At 42.4% G+C, this 25,485-nt stretch carries 19 protein-coding genes; 1 reads left to right on the forward strand and 18 read right to left on the reverse strand.

The window, feature by feature from the left end:
• Nucleotides 1-167 precede the first annotated feature (167 nt).
• From D469_RS19530 to D469_RS0103745, 13 genes are all read right to left on the reverse strand, one after another.
• A complete protein-coding gene (locus tag D469_RS19530; protein ID WP_018922018.1) occupies nucleotides 168-1,340 on the reverse strand; it encodes a mandelate racemase/muconate lactonizing enzyme family protein in 1,173 nt (390 codons plus the stop codon).
• Nucleotides 1,341-1,478: 138 nt separating this feature from the next.
• A complete protein-coding gene (gene gucD / locus D469_RS0103690) occupies nucleotides 1,479-2,933 on the reverse strand; it encodes an alpha-ketoglutaric semialdehyde dehydrogenase GucD (RefSeq protein WP_018922019.1) in 1,455 nt (484 codons plus the stop codon).
• Between the two features lie 68 nt (nucleotides 2,934-3,001).
• Nucleotides 3,002-4,657 carry a thiamine pyrophosphate-dependent enzyme gene (locus D469_RS0103695; protein ID WP_018922020.1) on the reverse strand — a complete coding sequence of 552 codons (1,656 nt, stop codon included), beginning with the start codon at nucleotides 4,655-4,657 and terminating at the stop codon, nucleotides 3,002-3,004.
• An 18-nt stretch (nucleotides 4,658-4,675) separates the two neighbouring features.
• Nucleotides 4,676-5,596 carry a dihydrodipicolinate synthase family protein gene (locus D469_RS0103700; RefSeq protein ID WP_018922021.1) on the reverse strand — a complete coding sequence of 307 codons (921 nt, stop codon included), beginning with the start codon at nucleotides 5,594-5,596 and terminating at the stop codon, nucleotides 4,676-4,678.
• Between the two features lie 28 nt (nucleotides 5,597-5,624).
• Nucleotides 5,625-6,983: an enolase C-terminal domain-like protein gene (locus tag D469_RS0103705; protein ID WP_018922022.1), complete on the reverse strand. Its 1,359-nt coding sequence runs from the start codon at nucleotides 6,981-6,983 to the stop codon at nucleotides 5,625-5,627.
• 47 nt (nucleotides 6,984-7,030) lie between these two features.
• Nucleotides 7,031-7,969, reverse strand: a complete 939-nt coding sequence (gene kdgD / locus D469_RS0103710) for a 5-dehydro-4-deoxyglucarate dehydratase (RefSeq protein ID WP_018922023.1) — start codon at nucleotides 7,967-7,969, stop codon at nucleotides 7,031-7,033.
• A gap of 106 nt (nucleotides 7,970-8,075) precedes the next feature.
• The gene (locus tag D469_RS0103715; protein WP_018922024.1) at nucleotides 8,076-9,149 is read right to left on the reverse strand and encodes a tripartite tricarboxylate transporter substrate binding protein; all 1,074 of its coding nucleotides are present in this window, start codon (nucleotides 9,147-9,149) and stop codon (nucleotides 8,076-8,078) included.
• A gap of 72 nt (nucleotides 9,150-9,221) precedes the next feature.
• Complete coding sequence (locus tag D469_RS0103720) at nucleotides 9,222-10,730, reverse strand: tripartite tricarboxylate transporter permease (RefSeq protein ID WP_018922025.1); 1,509 nt, start codon at nucleotides 10,728-10,730, stop codon at nucleotides 9,222-9,224.
• A 16-nt stretch (nucleotides 10,731-10,746) separates the two neighbouring features.
• A complete protein-coding gene (locus tag D469_RS20925; RefSeq protein WP_018922026.1) occupies nucleotides 10,747-11,250 on the reverse strand; it encodes a tripartite tricarboxylate transporter TctB family protein in 504 nt (167 codons plus the stop codon).
• Between the two features lie 35 nt (nucleotides 11,251-11,285).
• Nucleotides 11,286-12,305 carry a mannonate dehydratase gene (locus D469_RS0103730; RefSeq protein WP_018922027.1) on the reverse strand — a complete coding sequence of 340 codons (1,020 nt, stop codon included), beginning with the start codon at nucleotides 12,303-12,305 and terminating at the stop codon, nucleotides 11,286-11,288.
• A 57-nt stretch (nucleotides 12,306-12,362) separates the two neighbouring features.
• Nucleotides 12,363-13,586 carry a mandelate racemase/muconate lactonizing enzyme family protein gene (locus tag D469_RS0103735; RefSeq protein ID WP_018922028.1) on the reverse strand — a complete coding sequence of 408 codons (1,224 nt, stop codon included), beginning with the start codon at nucleotides 13,584-13,586 and terminating at the stop codon, nucleotides 12,363-12,365.
• Between the two features lie 14 nt (nucleotides 13,587-13,600).
• Nucleotides 13,601-15,268 (reverse strand): dihydroxy-acid dehydratase, encoded by a 1,668-nt coding sequence (ilvD, locus tag D469_RS0103740; protein ID WP_018922029.1) that lies wholly within the window; start codon nucleotides 15,266-15,268, stop codon nucleotides 13,601-13,603.
• 159 nt (nucleotides 15,269-15,427) lie between these two features.
• A complete protein-coding gene (locus tag D469_RS0103745) occupies nucleotides 15,428-16,138 on the reverse strand; it encodes a FadR/GntR family transcriptional regulator (protein WP_018922030.1) in 711 nt (236 codons plus the stop codon).
• A 769-nt stretch (nucleotides 16,139-16,907) separates the two neighbouring features.
• On the opposite strand from D469_RS0103745, the gene D469_RS0103750 reads away from it, so the two are divergent.
• The gene (locus D469_RS0103750; RefSeq protein WP_018922031.1) at nucleotides 16,908-17,918 is read left to right on the forward strand and encodes an LCP family glycopolymer transferase; all 1,011 of its coding nucleotides are present in this window, start codon (nucleotides 16,908-16,910) and stop codon (nucleotides 17,916-17,918) included.
• A 476-nt stretch (nucleotides 17,919-18,394) separates the two neighbouring features.
• On the opposite strand, the gene D469_RS0103755 is transcribed toward D469_RS0103750, so the two are convergent.
• The 5 genes from D469_RS0103755 to D469_RS0103775 all read right to left on the reverse strand — a co-directional run bounded on the left by D469_RS0103755 (nucleotide 18,395) and on the right by D469_RS0103775 (nucleotide 25,357).
• Nucleotides 18,395-19,453, reverse strand: a complete 1,059-nt coding sequence (locus D469_RS0103755) for a glycosyltransferase family 4 protein (protein ID WP_018922032.1) — start codon at nucleotides 19,451-19,453, stop codon at nucleotides 18,395-18,397.
• A gap of 503 nt (nucleotides 19,454-19,956) precedes the next feature.
• A complete protein-coding gene (gene csaB / locus D469_RS0103760) occupies nucleotides 19,957-21,030 on the reverse strand; it encodes a polysaccharide pyruvyl transferase CsaB (protein ID WP_018922033.1) in 1,074 nt (357 codons plus the stop codon).
• Between the two features lies 1 nt (nucleotide 21,031).
• Nucleotides 21,032-23,017: a DUF5693 family protein gene (locus tag D469_RS0103765; RefSeq protein WP_018922034.1), complete on the reverse strand. Its 1,986-nt coding sequence runs from the start codon at nucleotides 23,015-23,017 to the stop codon at nucleotides 21,032-21,034.
• Nucleotides 23,018-23,061: 44 nt separating this feature from the next.
• Nucleotides 23,062-24,615, reverse strand: coding sequence for a putative polysaccharide biosynthesis protein (locus D469_RS0103770; protein WP_018922035.1), 1,554 nt, complete (start codon nucleotides 24,613-24,615; stop codon nucleotides 23,062-23,064).
• A complete protein-coding gene (locus D469_RS0103775; protein ID WP_018922036.1) occupies nucleotides 24,608-25,357 on the reverse strand; it encodes a WecB/TagA/CpsF family glycosyltransferase in 750 nt (249 codons plus the stop codon). Before D469_RS0103775 ends, D469_RS0103770 begins: the two co-directional genes overlap by 8 nt.
• Nucleotides 25,358-25,485 lie beyond the last annotated feature (128 nt).

Below are 25,485 nucleotides of genomic sequence, written 5' to 3' on the forward strand. Positions count from 1 at the left end.
GCTAAGCGCGTAAGGAAATACAGCTAGAATAAGAGCCAAGGAGACGTCTGCAACACTCCTTGGCTCTTCTAATGGTTAAGTGCCTGGCGGCTGCAGAATGTGTCTGCAATCACCGTTCATAATCACCCCAGCTGCAAATTGTGTCTTATTGTCTCCACCTCTACAGGTTACGTTTTCCATGGGTCCCCTTTTCCTGATAAGTTGTATACTTTCATTTCTCCATTTCGACTCTCATTCTCCGATATGCGCTGGGTTAAGTCTGTGCGTGTAAAGATGTCTTCGTTTAACTCTATCCCTAGGCCGGGCCTTTCTGGAGGGACAATAGATCCATTTGCAACTGTAGGTATGCCATTAACTACATCCTCAAAATACGTATCATAAAAAGCACGCACCGTTTCCATCATTAATAAGTTGGGGATGTTAAAACAAAGATGAGCGATCGTTGTGTGAAGGATGGGCCCACCACAATTATGGGGAGCAAAAGGGAGGCCGTAGATTTCAGCAAGGTCTGCTATTTTCTTTGTTTCGGTGATGCCTCCCGTCCAAGCTGGGTCAGCAATGACGACATCTGCCCCGTTTTTTTCTAATAGCTGGTGATATTGATATCTAGTGAATAATCGCTCGCTTGCACCAATCGGAAGTTGAGTTGATTGTTTTAACTGGGATATCGTATCAAGATTATGAACAGGCATAAGATCTTCAAGCCAAAGCAATTCGTACTCTTCTAGTTCTTTTGCAATACGGGTGGCGCTAGTTAGATTCCAGCGTCCGTGGCCTTCAAGAATAAGTTCCATTTCTGTCCCAAACTCTTGTCGTATTTTCTTAAAAGGTTCTATTCCTTTTTTTAAAAGACTGGGAGAGATATAATTCCCCTGACTCTCAACGCTTAATTCGTCAAATGGCCATATTTTCATAACCGAAATTCCTTGCTCGAGTAATTCTTCCGCTAGTTTTTCAGGCTCTTCAATAAAGCGGTCTCGATCATTATTCTCCATGTAGCCAACACTGGTGTTATATACTTTTATTTGTTCGCGCGAAGCTCCGCCTAAGAGCCGATATAATGGCTGCTTCGATACTTTCCCGAGGATATCCCACAACGCAATATCGATAGCGCTTAATGCTCGCAGCTCTGTTCCAGCATAGCCATGATGATTAAACATTCGATAGAAAGTGGACCATATTTTTTCGATATTAAGGGGATTTTCTCCGAGTAGTAATTCTGAACATACGCTATGGATCATCTCTTCTACCGCAGAAGGTTTAGCATTTGTTTCCCCTAAACCGGTTACTCCTTCATCTGTATGAATGCGGACTATAAGTTCACGTGGATGTTCACTCATTCGTATCGTTTCTATTTTTGAAATAAGCAGTGATAAGCACCTCCTGTAAAGCTGAATGCGTCTGTTCCTCTCTGTTTTATATGAGGATTGGGTTTACTGCGTAATGAAGAAAAAGGCCACTAATGGCCTTCCTCCTCTTTACGGGGTTGGTGTGATCGTAATGGTTTTAATAGAGGTGAAGAATTCTTTTGCTGCTGTCCCTTGTTCTCTCGAATGGGAACTAGAAGCTTTCATCCCTCCAAATGGGGCTTGAGGTTCTACCCCTGCACTTTCCCCATTCACTTTAATAAGGCCGGCTTCAATTTCAGAAACAAAATCAAATGCTTTAGCAATATCTCTAGTAAATAAAGAAGCGCTTAATCCATAATCTGTATCGTTAGCTAGCGTTAATGCTTCATCAAAATCGGATACTCTGATCAAACACAATACAGGCCCGAAAATTTCATCCTGAGCAATAGCCATTTGGTTTGTCACGTTCTCAAAAACGGCAGGTTCAATGAAAAATCCATTAGCGAATTCTTCGCCTTGAGGAACCCCACCTCCATAAATAAGGGTGGCTCCTTCTTCTTCCCCTTTTTTAACATAGCTCTGCACTTTATCGATTTGCTGCCGGGAAGCGAGTGGTCCCATATAGACGTCTTCCTGCAAGCCATCTCCTACCTTTATCGCTTTTACTCTGTCTAATACTTTCTCTTTAAAACGATCGTAAACAGCGTCTTGAATGAACACGCGGCTTGTGGCTGTACACTTTTGTCCGGTATGTTTCATGGCACCGTTCACACTTAGTTCGGCTGCGAGGTCTAAATCTGCATCTTCGAGGACAATAGCCGGGTTTTTCCCTCCCATTTCGAGCTGATATTTAGCTCCTTTAGCGATAGCTCCTTCTGCAACTTGTTTCCCAACTTGATTCGAACCTGTAAACGTTATCGCGTTAACATTTGCGTGATCTATTATTTCTTGACCTACTACCGATCCTTTTCCTGTAACCAAGTTAATTACACCTTCAGGAAAGCCTGCTTCATTCATTGCTTCAACAATTTTAACAGCAGTGATGGCAGTTTCAGTGGCTGGTTTAAATACAACCGTGTTTCCGTAAATCAGGGCAGGCGCCATTTTCCAAATGGGGATAGCAATTGGAAAGTTCCAAGGTGAAATAACCCCAACAACGCCTACTGGTACTCGTTGAGTATAGAGAAAGTTTTTCTCTCCCATCGACGGGATGACTTCTCCAGTTTGACGCAGTCCTTCCTGTGCGTAATAGCGTAAAATGGCAACTCCTCTCATGACTTCACCTTTTGTTTCTGCTATGGTTTTTCCCATTTCGAGGGTTGCGGTTGTAGCTATATCGTCAAGTTGATGTTCTAAATGATCTGCTGCTTTGTTTAAAAGAGTTCCTCGTTCTACCGGGGATTTATTTTTCCATGTTCGCAGCGCATGTTTAGCACCTAATGTCGCTTGGTGTACATTTTCTTTTGAAGAATTCTGTACTTCTCCAATCACTTCATTATTTGCTGGATTTATACTTTCAATGGTTTGATTTGTTTCTGAGGCGGCCCATTCACCATTTATAAAGTTTAAATAGGTTTGTGTCATGCTCTCCTCTCCTTACGTTATAAAAATAGTTGAGCTGTTACGTTCGGTCTTATCACTAAAAACACCAATTATGTTTGATGTAATGTGCTGATCGCTTTATCAACCGTAACTTGATCTGGGTCAGTCTTTAGTTCTATTAAAGCCGGCATATTCGACTCCATCGCCCGCTCCAATGCTTTGGAAAATTCTTTGTTACTTTCTATCGATTCACCATATCCACCCATCAGCTCCATCATTTCAGCAAAATTCGGATTATTTAAAGAGGTACCAACCACTCTGGATGGGAACTTGATCTCCTGATGCATGCGAATCGTTCCATACATGTTGTTATTAGCTACAATCACTATAATTGGAATCTTATAGCGAACGGCAGTTTCTAACTCTTGGACCGTCATCATCAGCCCCCCATCACCACAAAAAGCTACCACGGGCTTATCAGGTTGGGCAATTTTGCTTCCTATTGCAGCTGGCAGACCGTATCCCATAGCGCCTGAGGTTGGGCCGACATAGGTTCCCTCAGTTTTAAATTGGTAGAACCTAGATAACCACCCGAAGAAGTTACCTGCATCTGAAGTGATTACAGTATCTTCTGGCAGGATTTGATTAAAATCATAAATAAGGCCTTCTAAATTAACGAACTGATCATCATATTTCTCTCGCGGGGTCGCTATACCTTCATAGTTTTTTCTAGCTTCCTGTGCAAATTGTGTCCGTTCTGGTGGAACAACAAGGTCGGCAGGTAATTCTTCTAACAGCGTTTCAATGAACGCTTTCGCATCTGCGACAATCCCTACAGTAGGGGAATACACTTTATTGATTTCCTCGGAAGAGATATCGACGTGAATCAATTTCGTGTCCGGGGTCAGTAATGTATAATCCTGGGTCATCGTTTGAGAAAAACGAGTGCCCACTGCTATAACAAGGTCGGCTTCTTGCACCATATCTATGACGTATTTTTTACTTCCTAACCCAAGCGTACCTGTATAATTTTGATGTTGGTTAGGGAAAGCATCATATCTTCTAAACGAAGTCAGCACCGGAATATTCAATGTTTCTGCTAATTGTGTTAATGATGATGCTGATTTCGTTAATGTAACCCCTCCACCGGCTATAATTACCGGTTTGCTTGCTGCTTCCAATAGCTCTTTTGTTTTAGCAATTGCTGCTGGGTGAGGCGATGGATTATCATAAATCTCATGAGCTTGAAACTGCATTTCCGCCACTTCAGATAAGACATCTTGAGGGAGAGATACTAACACAGGCCCAGGCCGCCCCGTTCTTGCAGTATGAAAAGCACGGTGCACTAATTCTGGCACGCGCGAAGCATCATCTATTTCGATCGACCACTTGAGAATATGATTAAAATATCCTGCCAAATCGATTTCTTGAAAGCCCTCTCGATTTCTAAACTGCCTTTCTACTTGACCCACAAAGGCTACAACTGGAGTAGAATCCTGATAGGCGGTGTGTAAACCAATTGAAAGGTTTGTAGCTCCCGGTCCTCGGGTGGCCATACAAACCCCCACTTTTCCTGAACTCTTTGCATATCCCTCTGTCATAAAAGAGACTCCGCCTTCGTGTCTCCCACTAATTACTTCAATACTTGAATGACAATAGAGTTCATCAAGAACGTCGAGATAACTCTCTCCAGGTACACAGAAAGCTTTTTCCACGCCTTCTCTCTGCATAACTTCAACTATAGCTTTAGCCGCAGTCATCTCCATAGGCAGCTCTCCTTTCTATTAGTTATTTTGGAGGGAGAAGTCCCAGCCTTCTATAATGGCTGCTACTTCTCGTTTATCTTGTTCATTCAATGGGCCTACCGGTTCTCTTGGAACCCCGCCGATCATTCCTAATTGTTCCATCGTTTCTTTAATAACCACCACATTATTGCCATTATTATATTTAGCCCGCAACTCTTCAAAAGCTAAAGCATCTTCCCATGCCATCCACATACTTTCCGTGTCACCATCACGCATAGCACGTAACATTTGCTGAGACTTTTCCGGGTGAACGTTAATTAATCCAGAAGTAAATCCGACTGTACCTGCAAAATGGAAAAACGGAGCCCACTTTTCTGCTGTCCCACAAATCCATGCAATATTATGTTCAGCCGGCGTCTGTCTAATCAGTTTGGTGATCCTTGGCACATCATTCACCGCATATTTAACACCTACTAGTTTCTCCAGGCTGGCTAGTTCTGTTAATACATCATCACTTAGATGAGGGTCTTTAAAGTAAATAACAGAAGGTATATCTAAAGCTTCTATTATTTTTTTAAAATAGGAAACGGCCCCTTGATCAGTGATAAACGGATGAACAGGTTGATGAATCATCACACAATCTGCTCCGTCGTCTTCTGCTGCCTTCCCTAACTCAATGGCTGTATCAACTGAATAACCAACCCCTGCCACTACTGTCGCTTGCCCGTTTACCAGGTTAACCACTTCTCTAGTAACCTCTTTTGCTTCTTCAACGGTTAACGTATAAAATTCACCCGTATTTCCATTGGGTATAATCACTTCCGTATCGTTATCTAAGAGAAAGTTTATATTTTGGCGCAGCCCTTCCCAGTGAATGTCTTTAGATTCGTTGTGAAAAGGAAGCATGCTAATCGCGTTTATAGTAGCTAATTTATCTCGAAAACGTTGATAATCCGTCAAATCATTCCCTCCTTTTGTAGTCACCCTTTTATCTTACAAGACAAGGCTGTTTCGGGTTAAAGCTCCAATCAGAGATTAAATACTTCATAGCAATCGAATCGTCACGCGCATTTAAATTGTTCGTTACATATCGTTCATGCGCTTTTTGCACTTCATCCATATCTAGTTCAATCCCTAAGCCTGCTTTTTCAGGTACAGTCACATAACCGTCTTTAATCTCAAAAGGTTCCTTCGTTAAGTTTTGACCATCCTGCCATATCCAATGAGTATCAATGGCGGTGATGTCTCCTGGGGCTGCAGCTGCTACGTGGGTAAACATGGCTAATGAAATATCAAAATGATTATTCGAATGAGATCCCCATGTTAATCCCCAATCCCTGCACATTTGAGCAACCCGCACTGACCCTTGCATCGTCCAGAAATGGGGGTCAGCTAAAGGTATATCCAATGCATGTGATTGAATCGCATGCCCCATCTCTCTCCAATCAGTAGCAATCATATTTGTAGCCGTTGATAGTCCCGTCTGTCTCCGAAACTCTGCCATGATCTCTCGTGCAGAAAAATTCCCTTCTGGCCCGCAAGGATCTTCTGCATAAGCTAGCAGGTGATGTTTATCTTTACATAGCCTAATAGCTTCCTCTAATGACCAGGCACCGTTTGGATCCAGCGTGATACGAGCTTCTGGGAACCGTTCTGCCAAAGCAGTAATGGCTTCTATTTCCTCCTCTCCAGCAAGGACGCCTCCTTTAAGCTTGAAATCTTTAAAGCCATATCTCTCTTGAGCTGCTTCAGCTAAGTTGACAATAGCTTCAGGAGTAAGCGCTTCTTCATTACGTAAATAACACCAGGCATCTTCACTATCCGGTTCCCCTTTATACGGGAGGTCGGTCTTTCTTCGTTCGCCTACATAAAATAAATAACCTAACATTTGAACATGCTTTCGTTGCTGGCCTTCCCCAAGTAATGCTGCCACCGGCACTTGCAGATATTTCCCTAATAAGTCTAGGAAAGCCGCTTCCAATGCTGTAACTACATGGATCGTCGTACGCTGATCAAATGTTTGTGCTCCTCTTCCTTGAGCATCCTTGTCTCCAAATTGTCGATATACCATATTTAAAACTGAATTGTACTCTCCAATAGACTTGCCAACCACTAATTCTTTCGAGCTTTCCAATGTTTGACGGATCAATTCACCACCTGGCACTTCACCGACCCCAACATCTCCCGAATTGTCTTTTAAAATTACTATATTGCGGGTGAATAAAGGACCATGCGCACCACTTAAATTAAGGAGCATACTGTCTTTTCCAGCTACAGGATAAACAAGCATTTCCGTAATAACTGGGGTTTTAAGCGTCTTATCTTGATCTGTGTATTGTTTATACATAACATCCCTCTTACCGTTCATAATTTTTGAAACGTAACGCGCTCGTTTTATGACTTTTTCACTTCACTCATGTCTGCTAGTGGATAACGTTGAAAGGCCCGATTAATGACGTTTTCTAACTGTTGGTAGTGCTCTCTTTCTACTGGCACTAATGGGGCTCTCACCACTTCTCCAACAGGCAGGCCTACAATTTCCATACCTGCTTTAATCAGCGAAACAGCGTAACCTTTTTTCAACTTCCTGATTTGGTTTATTGGTAATATGACATCTTGATACAGTTCGGATACACGATCTTCCTCCTGGTTTTTCAGGGCCTCAAAAAACATTCTGGAGATATGAGGAAGATAATTAGAAAGGGCAGAAGAATATGTCTCAAAGCCGATAGAGTAATAAGAAGGCATCGTTACTTCTGCAAATGGCATGCCGTTCATTAGCCTCAAACGATTTCTTAGAGCATGACTTATTTCAATATTTAATTCCATATCACCATGCCCATCTTTGAAACCGACCACTTGCTCAAAGTCTGCTAATTTTTTCAATGTATCGGTCGTAAAAATGGCATTATCTCTTTGATACAGAAGCGCTTTAAGGTTCGTGCTTTCAATAATTGTCTTATAATAATGGTATAGGCCCTCTTGTTCACCATGTATCAAATATGGCGGCATAATGAGATAGCCTTCTGCTCCCTTGGCTTCTGATAACTCTGCTAATTTAACTGCCGCGCTAATGTTCCCTCCTACGCCCGTATATACAGGTACCTTTCCATTCGTAGTTGCTAAAGTAACATCAAGCATTAATTCATATTCCTCTGTACTTAAGGATTGAAATTCACTAGAGCCGGCATTGATAAAAATGGCTCCTAATCCTTCTTTCACAAGAAAATCAACATTACTTTCAAGCGCCTGTTCATCAACTTGCCCGTTGTTTGTAAAAGGAGCGATTGGAAATCCTAGTATTCCAGTTGGTCCTTTATATTTTTTCTCCATACCATCACCTGCATCATCTTATTTTTATACCAGTGGCAACTCATAAACCCCAATTGGCAGTTCATGAGTCACCAGCTGATGGAAACACTCTTCTTTTCTACTTTAATTATTCATCCACATCTGCTAGCAGCTCTTCATAGAATTCTTTTGATTCATCCAATAGGTCATAGGCTTCATCCGGATCTAAATAAGTTGGTGAGACGTAAAAGTCTTCAGCATCTTGTTGATATTCTTCATTTTCCTCAACGACAGTTTGCAAGGCTTCTGTAAATGTATTCACAATATCGTCTGGTGTTTCAGGTGGAAAAGCGAAGAAGAAGAACTTCTCAAAAGAAATATCGACTCCTTGGTCTCTAAAGGTTGGTACATCATCCATTAATGGAACCGTATCTTCAGCTAAAATTCCTAATGTTTTGAAATCTCCAGAATCGATATATTCCTTAACCAACCCGTATTGCGTTGGGTTTACATCAATTTGTTCACCTTGAAGAGCGGCTACTTTATCTGAGGCCCCGCCGACATCAACAATGTTAAAGTCAGCACCTGTCTCATCTTCCAACGCCAAAAGCTGCAAGTGAGTAAACGCGCCAAACTCTGTTGCTACATCGACATCCCCTGGATTTTCCTGTGCATGCTCTACTAAATCATCTATCCCATCAAATGGGGAGTCTGCATTGACAAAAAATCCATTACCTTCATCTAAAATAGGAATGCCTGCTAGTTTAAAATCTTCATAGCCATAATCAGCCAACCCTAAAATCTCGTTAATTAACATGGAGTTATGGAAAAACAATACTTGGTGACCATCAGGTTCGGCATTTAAAATCTCACTTGAACCTGTGGTACCACCCGCTCCTTCAACATTCGTTACTACCATGTCTTCTCCTAATTCCTCTTGTAATGGCTCACTTAACGTCCGGACGTTTAAATCCGTATCACCACCAGGGCCTGCCGGGACCACAATTTCAATTGTTTCAGAAGGATAATCACCAGTATCAGATTCTTCTTCATCCTCATCATTACTCTCAGCTACTACATCGTTTTCCTCTTCACTTTCATCATCTGCTCCCCCATCATCAGCACCTGTATCTACTTCTTCTTCCCCACAAGCCACTAACAGCATCGAAGTTGATAAAAGTAACGCCCCAACTAATTGTACTGGTTTAAAAGATGCTTTCACTTTAACCCCTCCAGATCTTATTTATTTCAATAGGAATAACCTATTAAAATCAAAATTTGCCTCTTCGTAAGCTCAAGTACTGCTTTGTTCCGGTCTTTCTTTATTCTTAAAGTTTTGACGCGCTTTAATTAAAACTGAAAGTAGCGCTAAGATTAAGAACGTTGCAGCGATAGGCTGCGTCAAGAAAGGTAAGAAATCACCTTGCGTCTGCATTAAGCCTCTACGTAAATTTGTTTCAGCTATAGGCCCTAAAATAAATCCTAAGATGACGGGTACAATTGGAAACTTGAATTTCAAGAGCACGTACCCTAAAATTCCAAAGAACACCAAAGCGCCAGCGTCAAACAAGCGGTTATTCACCCCAAAAGCCCCTACTACACACAAGATTAAGATGATAGGTAAAAGGATATGTTGGGGGATGCTTAATAGTTTAATAAAGAATCTCATTCCAAAGAATAAGAGTACGATCATCACTACATTGGCGACGATTAAAGCAGCAAAGATAAGATAAACAACTTCTCCACTTTGTTCGAATAAGAGTGGCCCAGGGTTTAAACCGTGTAACATGAGTCCACCTAATAACAGGGCAGTTACGGTATCACCCGGAATACCGAGCGCAATTAAAGGTACCAATGCTCCTCCAATTGCTGCATTATTTGCTGATTCTGAGGCAACAATGCCATCAGAGTGGCCTGTTCCAAACTTTTCTGGATGTTTGGATCGGTTTTTTGCTGTGACGTAAGAGATAATGTTAGCGGTACCTCCCCCGATCCCTGGTAAGATACCAATCCCCACTCCAATTACACTAGAACGGAACCAATTCCACCCTTGTTTCGTAAATTCAACCACTGAAAAGCCAAAGCCTTTTACTTTATAATTGGTTGGTGTTTTCGTGTTCAGTGGATTGTTTTTTCGTTCAGCAATCTTTAACACTTCCGAAATGGCGAAAAGTCCTATCAGTACCGGCAGCAAATCAAACCCTGCATCCAATTGATTAAAACCAAACGTAAATCGTGGGTATGAGTCTATGGGGGCTGAACCAACCATGGCTAAACTTAGACCAATAAAGCCGCTGATGATCCCTTTGTTGATAGAATCTCCTGACAAACTAGATATCATAGTTAAAGCGAACATCGTCACGGCAAAATACTCAAATGGACCAAATCGTAAGGCAAAGTCAGCTAACGGAGGAGATATAAACATGAGGATCAATATACTAAATAACCCACCCAAGAAAGAAAAGACTAGCGCTAATCCAAATGCCTTTCCTGGTTGCCCGTTTTGAGCCATAGGATACCCATCGAAAGTGGTAGATATATTAGAAGGAGTCCCTGGTATGTTTAACAATATGGCTGGAATCAACCCGCCAGACACCCCGCCGATATATAATCCCATTAGAAGTGCCATGCCGTCTGTTGCTTCCATCCCAAACGTGATGGGCAAACATATAGCAATGCCCATCGTTGCTGTTAAACCAGGAATAGAACCAAATACTAATCCTAATGCTACTCCAAAGAGGACTAAGAGCATCGTGTCTAGTGTAAACACTGTTGAAAAACCTGCTTGAATTAATTCGAACATTTAATCCCTCCCTTCTTTAGCCGAGAATCCCCGTAGGTAGCATCAAATTGAAGAAATAACGGAAAACGTAATAAACGACACCAGCTACTACTACAGCAATTACGAGGAATAGGGGTAAATTTCTTTGTGCTGGTTTAGCCAACACATACATTTGTAATACTAAATATATAGTAGTCATGATAAGAAAACCTATTTCTCGTAGTAACAAAAGATAGACGATAATTAATCCCATCGTAGCTAGCACAGGGATGGCTTGCTCTTTCGAAAAACTAGGAGTGGAATCTTTCTGGCTTGTATTTAACTCTTTTTGTTCCATCTTCTTTAGTTCTCTTCCAGTTTTTAAGCCTTTGATTAGTAAAGCCGTGCTAAATATGAAAATACCTGCTGAAGCTAATTGCGGAAAAAAATCTGCTCCTATTGCATCTACCGTTAATCGCTGAATATTCTGACTAGAAAAGTACATAACAATAGACAAAATGATAAAAAATATAGCAGCATAAATATCACTGTTTTGTTTCAACCTTTCACCCCTTTACCACGTTATTTGCAGCGCTCTTACCTTTTACCAACAAATTCAGTCAAAGCGGCTAATAAGGCTTTAATATAACCTATTGAATACCCCCATCCCATGCTTGAAGTACTCCAGCCGATATTGGAATACTCCCACGCTTTGTTCTGTTCTATATTCTCACCGTCTAAATGGGGGATATGATCAGGATTTAAGCATCCATCATATCCAACTTTATACAGTTCCCATAAAATCTTAAACATGTTCATATCTCCCTCATCCAATAACGCTTCCTCAAATGCTCCCGCTGTCGGCAAACTGCCTCTTACATTCCTAAAGTGAACTAAGAAGATCCTCCCTTTTCTTCCGTACTGATTAATTTCATCCAGTACTAACGAGCTGCCTCCTTCTTCGGCTCTAGTTCCTACACAATAAACGTAACCTACATTTTTGTTAGGAAAGGCATCTATAATTCTCCGATAGCCCAACCCGCCGAAAGGGGTATCATGATTAGGTGTATCAGATGGATGCATAGCTAGTTTAACTTGATGCTCTGTAGCTGCAGGAACCAAATATTTATAAGCCTCACAAAATCTATCCCACCAATATGCAGACTCTTCTAAAGTTGGAGTAGGCTGTGCAGTTTTTGTAAATCCTAGACTTTCCCCTCGTGCTTCAGCTCCACCTCTTTGGCGGGCTTTATAGTTCGTCGTTAAATGGGGGAACGTATCTTTAGCAAAACGCTGCCTTACAATAGGGATCTTTGCTTCAGAAAACACTTTTATTGCTTTTACCGAATTCTCCACTTCCTGAAAGGCTTCAGTATCTCCTTCCATAAACTTTTCGCTAATATTAGGCAGGGTTACTCGATTTATATCAAGCCCCCAGGACTGGAGTTTTCTTTTCATCTTAAGCACTTCATCCAGATCTGGAAATCCTTCCTCGTTAACCCCCGGAAAAGATTGCCCATTTCCAAAGTCTACATAATCTATACCGATTTGACTCATCTGCTTAAAATCTTGTTCAGTTAATTCAAACCTATTTGTAGTAATGGAAATATTCATCATAACTTGTTCCCCCTTAAACCGTTTTGGTGTTAATTGTTATAAGGGTGATATTTTAAATTAAGTAGTGCTGTTTGCTGTTCGGTCTTGTAATTGATGAACAGTAACTTCTCCCCAACTTAAATCGTTAACTTTTAACCGTTCTAGAGCTCTATGATCTAGTTCAATTCCTAAGCCGGGGCGACTGCGGTTGGGGACAAGTAAATAGCCGTTTTTATACTTTATCGGCTCTGTTACGACATCGTCAGTATACAAACAAGGTCCAGTAGGGTCTGATACATAGTCTAAATTTGTCATCGAGCTTCCTAAGTGTGCCATTGCAGTAGTAGCAATAGATAATTCCTGAGTGGTGCCTAGCAAACAACTCTTCCCTGCAACCTCTGCTGCATTTATAATCTTGCGAGCACTTGAGAGCCCGCCAATAAAACTAGGAGATACATTGAATATATCTACAGAGTCCTTCTTGATCATTTCGTATTGTTGTCGTAAGCTCCAGACGTGTTCACTTACGGGGTGGTCAATTTTTAACCTAAAATGATACAAACCATCAAAATCGTTTCGATACGCTGGGCTTTCAATTAAATCAAAATCATACGATGATAACCTTTTCACCGCTCTAGCAGCTTCTTTCCAGTTTAATAAATGACTAAAATCTAGAGATTTAATGCGTATCTTAGTTCCAAACTCTTGCTTTACCTGCGACAAAAAGGCCTCGTCTGCTTCAAGGTTTTTCCCTACGTATAATCGAAAAACATCAAAGCCTTCTTTGTACCGCTGGCGTACTGTATTTACATTCTCCTCTACTTCACTCAAAAAACGATGTCTAAAAATGGGATAGCAAACCTTAATTTCATCATGAATTTGACCACCTAAAAGTTCAGATACAGAAATTCCTAAATATTTGCCGCACACATCATATAATGCTTGATCGACACCATTTCTAATGAAACTACCTTTCTCATAGTAATACATAGCTTCAGGGAAATTATCTAATAATTCATTGTTGATGAGGGCTACATCGAAAGGGTTTTTTCCAATTAATATATTTTGCAACACTACTTCTAAGTCTCCTACATCCGGAGAATAGCGAGGCAGATGAGAAAAGTCAGACATTTCACCTATGCCAGTAATATTTTCATCGGTATTTAATTGAACGATAATATGTTTATTAACAAAGCCAGTAGTTCTTGGCACACCTACTACACGTAAAGAAACATCTGTAATTTGAATAAAAATTCTCCCCTTTTGCATGAATGTTTTCAAACTAATCAGAAAATTAGACATGAATTTCTCTTTATTTATCCTAATACTGCTCCTTTATCTGCAGAGCTAACACTCTTGGCATATCGTTGCAAAATTCCACTGGTGAATTTAGGAGGTTTTGGCTCCCATACCTGTCTGCGCTGTTCTAGTTCCTTCTCATCCACGTGCAGCTTAATCGCTCTATTTTTTGTATCTATTGAAATGTGGTCTCCGTCTTCAACGAGTGAGATTGGTCCTCCAGCTGCTGCTTCAGGTGAGACGTGCCCAATGCAAGGACCTCTAGTAGACCCGGAAAAACGCCCATCAGTGACCAAAGCAACACTTTCTCCAAGTCCCATCCCCATTAAAACGGTAGTTGCTGCTTGCATTTCCCGCATTCCTGGTCCTCCGCTCGGCCCTTCATATCTAATCACTATCACATCTCCACTGATAATTTGATCATTTTTCATCGCTTCAATTGCTTCCTCTTGGCTATCAAATACTCTTGCAGGCCCGGTATGTTGCTTCATGGCGTCCACCACTGCTCCTTGCTTTACGACACACCCTTTTGGTGATAAATTGCCTTTTAATATAGCTAGACTTCCCTGTGAGGAGTATGCCTCCTTTAAGGGTCTAATCACATCTGGCCTTAAGTTTTCTACATGTCGGACCGATTCTTCTAAACGATCGCCATAAGCGGTTCTTTGACTCATATCTAAGAGTGAAGACAATTCCTTAATGACAACTGGTACCCCTCCTGCTTCATCAACGTCGTAAAGGGTGTGATCTCCTGATGGTTTGGCTTTGATAATTAATGGAGTATTCTGACTCGTTTCTTCAAAATCATCTGGTGTAATTGTAATTCCAGACTCTCTCGCAATTGCTGGTACATGCAGCAACGTATTTGTGGAACCACCTATTGCCATAGACATCGTAACAGCATTTTTAAACGCCTGCTCAGTCATCAGGTCTCTAGGTTTCAGATCTTCTTCTACCATTTCCACTATTCGCTTTCCGCTTTCTCTAGCAATGTAGGCTTTGGCCTCATCTACAGCATGAGAAGTAGCACACCCTGGGAGGGAAAGCCCTACCAATTCGGTAAGTAAACACATCGTATTGGCTGTGCCCATCATGGCGCATGAGCCAGGTCCTCGTGTGATCTTTTTTTGATAATCTTCATATTCTTCTTCTGTTATTTTCCCTCGTTTTAATTGGCCGGCAGCTTCTCGTAGTTCATATATGGCCCGGCTTTTCCCATCGTATTTGCCAGGTTTCATCGGTCCTCCTGTTACTAGTAAAGAGGGGATGTTAAGTCTGTTTGCTGCCATTAACATACCTGGAACAATCTTGTCGCAGCTACCAAGCATAACTAATCCATCCAAACGGTGGGCTTGCGCTGTCAGTTCAATCGAATCTGCAATACATTCTCTACTTGGCAACACATAATGCATCCCTTCATGGCCCTGAGCAATACCATCACATAAAGCTATAGTGCCAAATTCAAACGGTAAGCCATTTGCATCGTTAATCCCTTCTTGCACAAGTTCAGCCAAACCATTCAAATGAACATGCCCCGCATGCATTCCATTGTACGTATTAACGATGCCGATAAAAGGTTTAGATAAATTTCGTTTCTGGACACCTGATGAGGCTAACAATGCTCGTTGAGCTCCCCGGTCATGACCTTCTACTACTTCTCGGCTTCTTAACGTTTTATTTGTCATAAGTACCCCCTCGTTTATTTTAAATAATAGCCTTTATTGTAAACGCTATCATTTTTCGCGAAAATTTTGTTCACTATAATAATGGGGCTCTCGTGCTTATAGTGAACAATTTTTTATCAAACGAATATACCTCTACTGTTCAGGAATATACTTCATTTTTTAAATGCGATGCAAATTATTAATAGCTTTATTTTTCACATAGTTAAGATGATGGTACATGCTAGCATAAGCTTCTACGGGGTCTCTTTTAACTAAAGCGTCGTAAATATTAATATGATGTTCTAAAGTCACTTTCAAATCTCTATCTTCAATTGGAATATTGCCTAACATTTGGTCATGGAATTGTTGAAGGGGGTTGATCACTCCTTCAAACAAAGGATTTTTTGCACTATGAGCAATTATTTTATGAAATTCCTTATCCTCTTCACTTGAATCTTCCGTAGGCAACTTTTTCATTTTTTCAATCGTTTCTTTTAACCTCTCTAAATCTTCATCTGTTATCTTTTCTGCAGCTAGAGTCACTAACCCTAGTTCTAATGCAACTCTTATTTCTATAATTGATGATAAATTAGAAGCCGACAAAGCTAACATCATTGCAAATGGTCTACTGCCAATTTGTTCAGAAAAAAAAGTGCCATGCCGCGTCTTCCGATTAACGATCCCCATAACTTCTAATGAAGCTAATGCTTCTCGAATGACTGGCCTGCTGACATTACACATTTTCATGAACTCTTGTTCGGAAGGTAGACGGTCTCCTGGTTTCAACTTCCCTGTCATTAATAAATTAATAATTTCATCTATCACTTGTTCAGAAAGCGTTTTCCGTTTTAACGATTTCATGTCTATTTCCGTATTATTGTTATCGTCCATATAAGTAAGCCTCCAATATAATTTAATAAACAATTATATTTGTTTTATATTAATATTGTCTGACAAATAAAATATTACATTTAAATTGTAAGACAAATAAATTAATGGGTCAATGCTGATCATTCAAAAATTTCAAATAATTTATTTTGTTAATGAGACATGTGCTGCTTAAACCGCACCGGATGGCTTAAAATACGATATAATAAATCACTCGTTAGTTTGAATTAATTTCATAATTGAATATAAGATGTGAACATCCGAATCATGAAGGTGACCTTCTCTTCAGCCGGACGCTTTCCCGAGGGCTTGTCTTCAGCTAACTTTTTCGATGGGTTTTACCCTCGAAAAACTGGATCTTCAGACTGCGCTTGATCCTCTGGGAGTCGCCGCCTTACGTTTCAGTCACTTTTGAACTGCCGTATAGTAAGTCAAAAAATAAATAGATATCATTCGTTTTATTGCTCATAAAATGTCATTATGAAATTGAATCATTTTCGGTAATTAATATACTTCTTCTAGTGTCGTTCAGGCTACCTACCGACAAAGGTGGGATGAACGCCCCCCTGCCTAATACCTAGGAGAATAACAGCCTGGTTCACGGCGCGAACCACCTGAAAAAAGTCAACAATAATGACCACAGGTACCTTTTATTTAAAGAAGTTGTAACGTTTTAGGTATGAAAGCGACAATACAAAAAGAGGCATTGTCTAAGTTTTGTAAGTCGTGTAAAATTAATGCGTCTGAATATAGGTATAAAGGGGTCCGTCTTATGGACAATAATGAGTCTCGTACGGTCGGAAGGCGTTCTCGCCAGAAGCACAGGCGCTCGCGTCACATATGGCGCTGGTTTGTGATTATCGGACTGACGTCTTTTATAGTGTTGGGAGGAGCCAGTGCTTATATTGTATATCAAATTATGACAGTGACGGCTGATAATAATGAGCCGCTTGAGCGCGGGGAGAAATCAGAGATGCGTGAAGAGGCGGTGGACCCTGGCGATGACAGTATTTCGATGCTGTTTTTGGGTGTCGATTCTCGAGATGGCGATCTATCCGGGCGCACGGATGCGATGATTTTAGCGACATTTAATAAGGAAGATGATTCCGTAAAAATGGTAAGCATTCCACGTGACTCGCTTGTTCACATTCCTGGGCGGGACAGTCGTGATAAAATTTCACATGCCCACGCGTTTGGCGGAACAGATCTCGCTGTGGAAACGGTCGAGCAATTATTTGATATTCCGGTAGATTATTATACGAAGATGAATTTTACTGCATTTATAGAGATTATAGATACGCTTGGCGGTATTGAAGTCGATTCACCGCTTGCTTTTACGGAAATGGATAGTGAGGATAATCACGATGCCATTACGATTGAAGAAGGTGAGCAAGTATTAGATGGTGAAGAAGCCCTCGCTTATGCGCGGATGAGAAAGCAAGATCCAGCCGGCGATATTGGCCGTGGTAACCGCCAGCAAGATATTATTGAAGGTGTGATTGAGCGCGGAACTTCATTTTCTACAATCACACAGTTTGGCTCGGTGCTCGATAGTATTGACCGACACATGGTTACAAACTTAAGTTTCGGCAATTTGCTTTCGCTGCACAATTATGCCGGCTCAGTCGGTGAGATTGAGCAGCATACCCTGGATGGAACAGACTTACGTCTGGACTATGGGTATTATTTTGAAATTGACGAAGGGGCTTTACAAGAATTATCGGGAACGTTGCAAAATCATTTACAAATGAATGAAGATGTGCAAAATGCAGAAGATGAATAAACGTATTTTGAAGGTAATAATGAAGGGGCTGTCCCAAAAAAGCAGCCCCTTTTCTAATCCTCATATGAAAGCTACGTGATTCCGTATGCATCGCTGACATAAGTGCAAATACAGGAGGGGAAACATGCGAAGCTGCACTCATGAGCCGGGAACCTTATAATGAGAAAGAGTTGAGGAGGCGAGCAAGTGAGTCTCTTGGCCACGAACTAGGCGTAAAATGCATGTAAATAGCAACTCTTAATGAGCGGCTGGAGATCGAGTGCGTTTTGTCAAATTAGAGGAATAAGATCACCATTCGATAATAAAAAGGCCATAATTGAATAATAAGCGGAATCAATGTCCGTGAAGAAGCGCTCAATGAACAGCAATCCATACGTCGCACCTGGCTCCGCCAGCCCGCTCCGCACCACACATATTTACCGAAAGCAAAAAGGAGCTGTTCCTTGTCTTGGAACAGCTCCTCTTCTTATACGAGTTTACGGAACACGCCGTGTATTATTTAAGCGGCGCATGAAGTTGCTGACAGGACGAAATTGGTCGTTCACAAGGCCAATTCGTTCTGCTAATAGCTCAATCATTACGAGTAATCCCGTCATAATGAATAGAGCTACCCATAGTGTTGATAAGGTGAACATGACCGCTGCCAGACCGAAAAAGCCACTCATTGCATAAATTAATAATACGGTTTGGCGATGGCTGTAGCCTGCCCGGAGTAAACAGTGATGCATGTGTGATTTGTCCGGCGCAGAGAGCGGTTGTCTGTTTACAATTCGGCGGATAATTGCATAGAACGTATCCGAGATCGGCACAGCAAGTACAATAACTGGAACAACTAACGAGAATAAGGTTACGTTTTTAAACCCTAAGAGAGAGATGACGGCTATCATAAAGCCGAGAAACATGGAACCGGTGTCTCCCATAAATATTTTCGCTGGGTTAAAGTTATGCACAAGAAAGCCGAGCGTACTTCCTAATAGGATTAATGCGAGTCCTGCGATATATATATTACCCTGTAAGGCTGCCAGTATAGATATGGTAAGCAGGACAATTGATGATACACCTGCCGCCAAGCCGTCCAGTCCATCAATCAAATTAATTGCATTCGTAATTCCGATAATCCACAATAGCGTCAGCGGAATGGATAAAATGCCGAGCTGGAGCTGAGCATCAAAAGGCAAGTTGATAAAATCAATCTGCACACCGCCAATGATCACAACTGCTGCTGCAGCTATTTGACCAAACAGCTTTAACTTAGCCGATAATTCGGTTAAATCATCAAGGAAGCCGGTTAAAATAATGATGGAAGCCCCGATCAAAATGGGCCACATGTACGGACTGTCCGGCTGAAGGATGGCGTAACCGATCAGAAAGCTAAGGTAAATGGCTAGGCCGCCGAGGCGCGCCATTACTTTTTGATGGACTTTTCGATTGTTGGGCTGGTCAGTTGCACCAATTTTTATGGCGAATTTTTTAACGACTGGAGTTAATACTAAAGATGCAATAAAACATACGACAAGCGTCAATATAAGCAACATTGACCCTCCTTCAATGATACAGGAACCATTAGCGTATTTTTGGTTTCCTTTAGTCTGGTGCGTAGGTATAGGCGAATATAAATGAAAAGATGACCGCTGGTAGCTGCTCCCTGTAACGGCTGGGCAAAAATGTTGCCATATGCAGCTGAAACTGTGTGCAAAGACGCGATCTTAGAAAGTTACCAAGCCTACGTATAAAGAATAAACTATCTGGTTAAAACAGATAAAGGTAAGTTCTAATTTGGTTTCTTTTTTTGAGTTCTCGTGCATTCAACACCAAAAATTATAGCATATCCTTTATGACAAATATATTTCTTTTTCGTGAATTATAATAGATTCTACATTTTTACATAAAATACTGAGCATGTGGCTAAGCTTTTTCACATATATAAAGCCCGTGTGGTGCTTCTCTTAAAATAGTATCCAAAAACAGAAGCTTCATAAAAAAGGAACCTACCTGCGCTAGCAATAGGTTCCTTTTTCATAGGTTAAACTTATATGCGTTATTTTGTAAAGACGTCGATTGCCTTTTTACTCGTCTGGTCTACTTCCTGCTGCGCTTGTTCTACATAACGCTCCAGTTTTTCTTTATATACAGTCTTCTCTTTAACAAAATGATCCACTGTTGTTATGAGTTCATCTGCTTCCAGCTTATCTTCTACGTGTCCTAACAATGGCTGTTCAGCCATATCGATAAAGGCATCAATTTTTGGGTCATACGATAAAGCAAGAAATGGAGTACGTCCAATAGCCGCAAAAATTAAAGCATGCAGTCGCATTCCGATTAAAAATGCAGAGCGAGCGATGAACCCGATTTTTTCTTCAATTCCTAGAGTACTAGGAACGATTACTGCTTCCTCTTCCATTTTCGCTTGTACCAGAGCGCTTGCCTCTTCATCTTCACCAGTATGCATTGGTAAAAAAGCAATCTGATAACCGCGCCGGGCTTCATGGTCTAGAAGGGCAGATAGTGCATCTTGATACGAGGTTGACGAATCCCAAGGACGTACGGAAACCGCCAAGATTGGTTTGTCAAATTCCTGTTCATCCAGCCATGGGCAGCTCTGGCTCGTGCCATCCAATGCTAGCACCGGGTCCGGGACAACCTCAATGGGCTTATTCACACCCAACTCTTTTATAAACTGGTGAGATCCTTCATCTCTTACCGTGAGCAACGCCGAGCGTTTTAATGCATGCGCCGCTGTCCTGCGGGCCCACTTCCGTTCAATCGGGCCTATCCCTTGCGCATAGACGACATACGGCTTGCGAAAGAAGCGGGCAAAATTCATGATGGCTGTATAATATACAACGCTCCGCGGCCCGGTTTTATCTTGGAGCAGGCTGCCGCCTCCACTGATCACTCCATCAGCGCGGCGAATGGCTCGTATAATCTCTTTTCCACTCCAGCGGTTCACGGCATGAACGCCATGTGTTTGTTTCGTTTCTTCTGGATCATTGGATAATACTGTGATTTCAATATCCTGCTTTTCTTTTCTCAGGGAAGCAATGACTGCTTTTAAAATCGCTTCATCTCCCACGTTTTGAAAACCAAAAAAACCAGATAGAACGACGTGCATCTTAAAACCACCTTTTTTTAATCCATGGACATACACTGTACCTGATCAAGCGGTAGATGCCGATAAAGACCATTCCAACACCCAATCCGATGACTAACCCGTAAAACATACGAAGGCCGGAAATAATCAATGGCGTGTGTAAATGCGTAAACGTTCCGACCATTGAAGCAAACCCGAGCAATCCAAAGACAAGAAAGAACGGGGCCAGCCAATCTTTTTTCATCATCATATAAAGACCAAGCGTAAAGAAAGGCATCCCGATTAAAAACTCAGTCGTCCGCGGACGAACGTAGAGAATAGTTTCAAGTCCCTGGCGAATTTCTGCTTCATACGGGAGAACTACACCTTCATTGCCAGTACGCATCAAATAAAAGAATAAGAGGCCGCCAGCGATACCCAACAATACTAAGTGCCAGTACCGTACTTGAAGCCGAAGCAGCCACAACACACGGTGGCGGAAAATGTAGAGCCCACCAACAGCAAATGGAAGTCCGGCCAGTACTTTCACTCCGGTGAATTGGTCGGTGTGTACGATAAATTCATGTCCATACAACATATGAATAATGAGCCATGCTCCTAGCAGCGTAATGGCTGCCGAGCGGATATACACTAAGAATAAATGCTTCCAAGATTGAACTTCACGTACGGATAACACTGCATAGATGGCCGCCACTACACCAGCTAACAGCGCAAATCCTTTCAATAGCAGGTCCATTCCTGTTACGGCATAGGCTGCTGCGATAAGCGCAAGTCCAGCCATACCTGCCCACTTTATGCGCGGAAATGTATCATGCAGCAAAAGACCGCTCAATACAATTGTCCCTAAGATCGTCAAAGCTTTTAACCAAGTAGGCTGGTGAAGTTCAGCAAATGTTCCGGCTCCAATATCTTCACCGCCGCTGAACGAGGCTGGCATGTCTGTATGGATCATTTCAGCCAGAGCCGTCGTATCTTCCAGCCCCTGCTGAGCCTCTTGTGGGGTATAGTACGTTTCGCTGAAATCATTTCTATCAATGAGTGGGTTTACATGGAAATAACGAATATTGCGTTCTTTTGCTGCCCGTGTCAGTACAGTAGCATGCTCCGCCAGTTCATTACCGCCATCTTTACCAATCGTGCGACTGATCGAGCGAATGACTCGATCATCCATATCTTGCGAACGAATCATATAGCTCAGGCCATTCTGATCCGAAAATTCAATCGGCATGAAATGATAACCCATATCTCTCAAATTCTCAGCAAACACACGCATCCCTTCAAGCTCTCCACCATATCCTGGTACTTCTGACCCTAAAAACATGACTTGTTGCGCGTCATATTCTGTCATCCGTTCCAATTCGCCGTACATATAATGCGTAGGATCTTCAACATAATGTAGATCGTCTGATGGACGAGGCAACGGCTTAAAGCCGTGATCAGCCAGCTGTTCAATTCGCTCCCAGTCGTAGCCGATCGGCATCGAAAGCAGCCGCTCAGCATAAGGCAAATAATAAAACTCTTGATCTTCCCTCGAAAAAGAAGTTACTGAAAAGCTGTCATCCTCATCGATGAACGTTGTTTCTGCCTCTTCTACAAATTGTTCCAAGTGAAAATTAAAAGCTGTCTCTACTTGCTCTAACAGCTCATGTTCTGGTTCATGGATTTTTAAAAATAAACCAGGATGTTCTGGCAGTTCTTCTTCCTCCATGCCATAATCTGCCACTAAGTCCACTTCATCAATTTCATCTATAATATCCTTATCTTCCAAATCACTTAGCGTCAATGATTCGACCGCGACTGAGCGGACGCCCGATGCTCTTAATTCATCTAGAATATCCTCTTCATCCTGAAAAGACTGAAGCGCATCAGCCATGTCTTCGATTTGTTCATCGGGGACACCTATTTCATAATACGGGTTTGCTTCTTCAGTCTGCACCCGGTCCCACGTCGCCGGCAAAGCAAGTAGGACAATTAGTACCAGCAGACCCCAGCTGATTTTTTTAAACATTGATGTTTCATCTCTCCTTATTCAGGCACGGAACCTTCACACATTTATTTCACCCATCGTTTAACGACAGGAAGGTTTCTCAATTCTTCTCGGCTAAGGACACGTCCAGCCAGCACAAGCGTAGTGAAAATCACTCCGCCTACGATCACACCAGCTGCCACGTAGGCCAAAGCCGCGAGGCGCGACCAATCTGCCATGTCCACAAAGGCAAACGGAGCCATCAAGACGGCGGCCATTAACACACTTGCTCCTAAACAAACAGCAAACTTGCGCCACTGCAGGGAGTGTGGCAATCCGCGTTTCATCATCCAAATGTTACAACCACTTACAAGCGTATAAACGATTAACGTCGACCAGGCCGCAGCTAGTGTCCCATACATCGGCACAAACACCAAGTTCAGAACCGCTTTTATCACAGCACCCGACAACACAATCACAGCGGCGTGCATCGAACGGTTCATTCCTTGCAAAATCCCCGTCGTTAGTACAGCAAAGGCGGTGGAAGCTGCACTCAAATGCACAATCATAATCACCGTTGTACCAAGCGTATCGCCAAACAGCGCGACATTGAGCGGAAGCGTAAGCGCCACGAGCCCGAATGCGGCGGGCCAGGAAGTGAGATGACTAAATGTCATCGACTTCTCCACCAATCGGACCGCCTCCTGCTCTTCTTTTTTAGCCAAAGCTCCTGTAATTGCTGGAATTAAAGGCAGAATCAAGGCGCTTGCAAACACGACTGCAATCTGGACAAGCGCAAGCCCGCGCGAGTACACGCCGTACGCATCCGGCACTTCAGCCTGGGAATAGCCGAAGTCACTGAGGCGAACTGGCACCGTTACTGAATCAATCATCGTCAACACCGGCATAACCAGCGCGCCGGCACAGATTGGCAATGCCACCTTCAAGATGCGAACGCTCCAGAGCTTAAATCGCTGCCAGGAAAAAGGGACCTGGGCTTTCGGCTTCACCCCAGCAGAGCTGAAACGGCGTCGCAAATAGAGGAACGAGGCTAACGCCCCAAGCGAGGAACCGATCATGACGCCGCCTGCGACCACGTCACTTGCCGCACCGTACTCCACGAGCACGATCGCCATAATGAGAATAAAAGCGACTCGCACTAGTTGTTCAAGAACTTGAGAAATGGCCGTGGGGCGCATATCTTCATATCCCTGGAAAAACCCACGGTACACAGCCATATACGGGGCGATAATGAGCGCAAATGCAACCACCATCACTGCATACGTAGCGTACGCCCCGCCTAACAGGACGGCGATTTGTTCGGCGAAAAAGAAAAGGGCAAGAAAACTGAGCACGCCGGTCGCAGCACCTAACAGGCTAGCACTCACAAATATATCGCGGATATCATCAGGCCGGTTATCAGCTCGCGCTTCAGAAATCAGTTTTGAAATTGCAATCGGAATGCCCGCCACCGATAAAATGAGCACCGTCATATACACGGGGTAGACCATGTTAAAAATGCCGAAGACGTCATCCCCCGCAATATTTTGCAAGGGAATGCGAAAGACACTGCCAAGCAGCTTCGAAATAAACGTAGCTACTGTTAAAAAGAGTGCACTTTGTAGTAATGACTTACTCATTCGTTTGTTTTTTCCTGTGATGTTTTCGTACGGCAGCTACAAAGACCGGGATCGCAAGCATTCGCTTCCAACGTGATGGTTGCTGGAGCAGGCGGTATAGCCATTCCAGGTTGATTTTCTGCCAAAAAACTGGCGCACGCTTTACTTCGCCGGCTAAGACGTCGAAGCTTCCGCCGATGCCCATAAAGATGCCTTTCTGAAAACTTTCAAACCGTTCGGACACCCAACGCTCCTGGCGCGGAAAGCCGAGCGCGAGAAAGACATAATCCGGTTGGAGGGCCTGAATTTCTTCTTCTATTGTGCGGTCGTTCCAGTCAAAGTAACCATGATGATACCCAACAACTCGTACTTCTGGATAACGACGTTTAATTTCAGTAGCAGCTTTTTCGATTACATGTTCTTTTGCTCCCAACAAATAAATGGACTGCTTGTTTTCATTCGCTCGTTCCAACAGGCGCATGAATAAGTCAAAACCTGTAACACGCTCTGGCAGCGACTGCCCTGTCCAGATAGCAGCTTTTACGATCCCGATCCCATCGGCTGTGATATAGGTTGCGTTATTTAAGAGTGCCCGTTTTTCCTCACTTTTGTAAGCAGCCAGCGCAATTTCTGGGTTAGCTGTCACCACAAATGCTTTTTCTTCCTGGTTTGCATGGTTCGCCAGCGTCTCTACCATGCCTTCGGTTGTCGTATGTTCAAAAGGTAAGTCTAATATATTTACATTCGTCTTTTTTTCAGTCAAACAAATCACCACTAGATTTAGATAGTCTACAATCACCTGTAAATCATATCAAAATTTCAGGGGAATGGGAATCAACCTTTGTTAACCCACATTCAGCTTCCTTCTTTTGACTCATAGGCCTCATCGCA

Origin of the sequence: Salsuginibacillus kocurii DSM 18087 (assembly GCF_000377705.1) — a bacterium.
In the GTDB taxonomy this organism is placed as follows: Bacteria; Bacillota; Bacilli; order Bacillales; family Marinococcaceae; genus Salsuginibacillus; species Salsuginibacillus kocurii.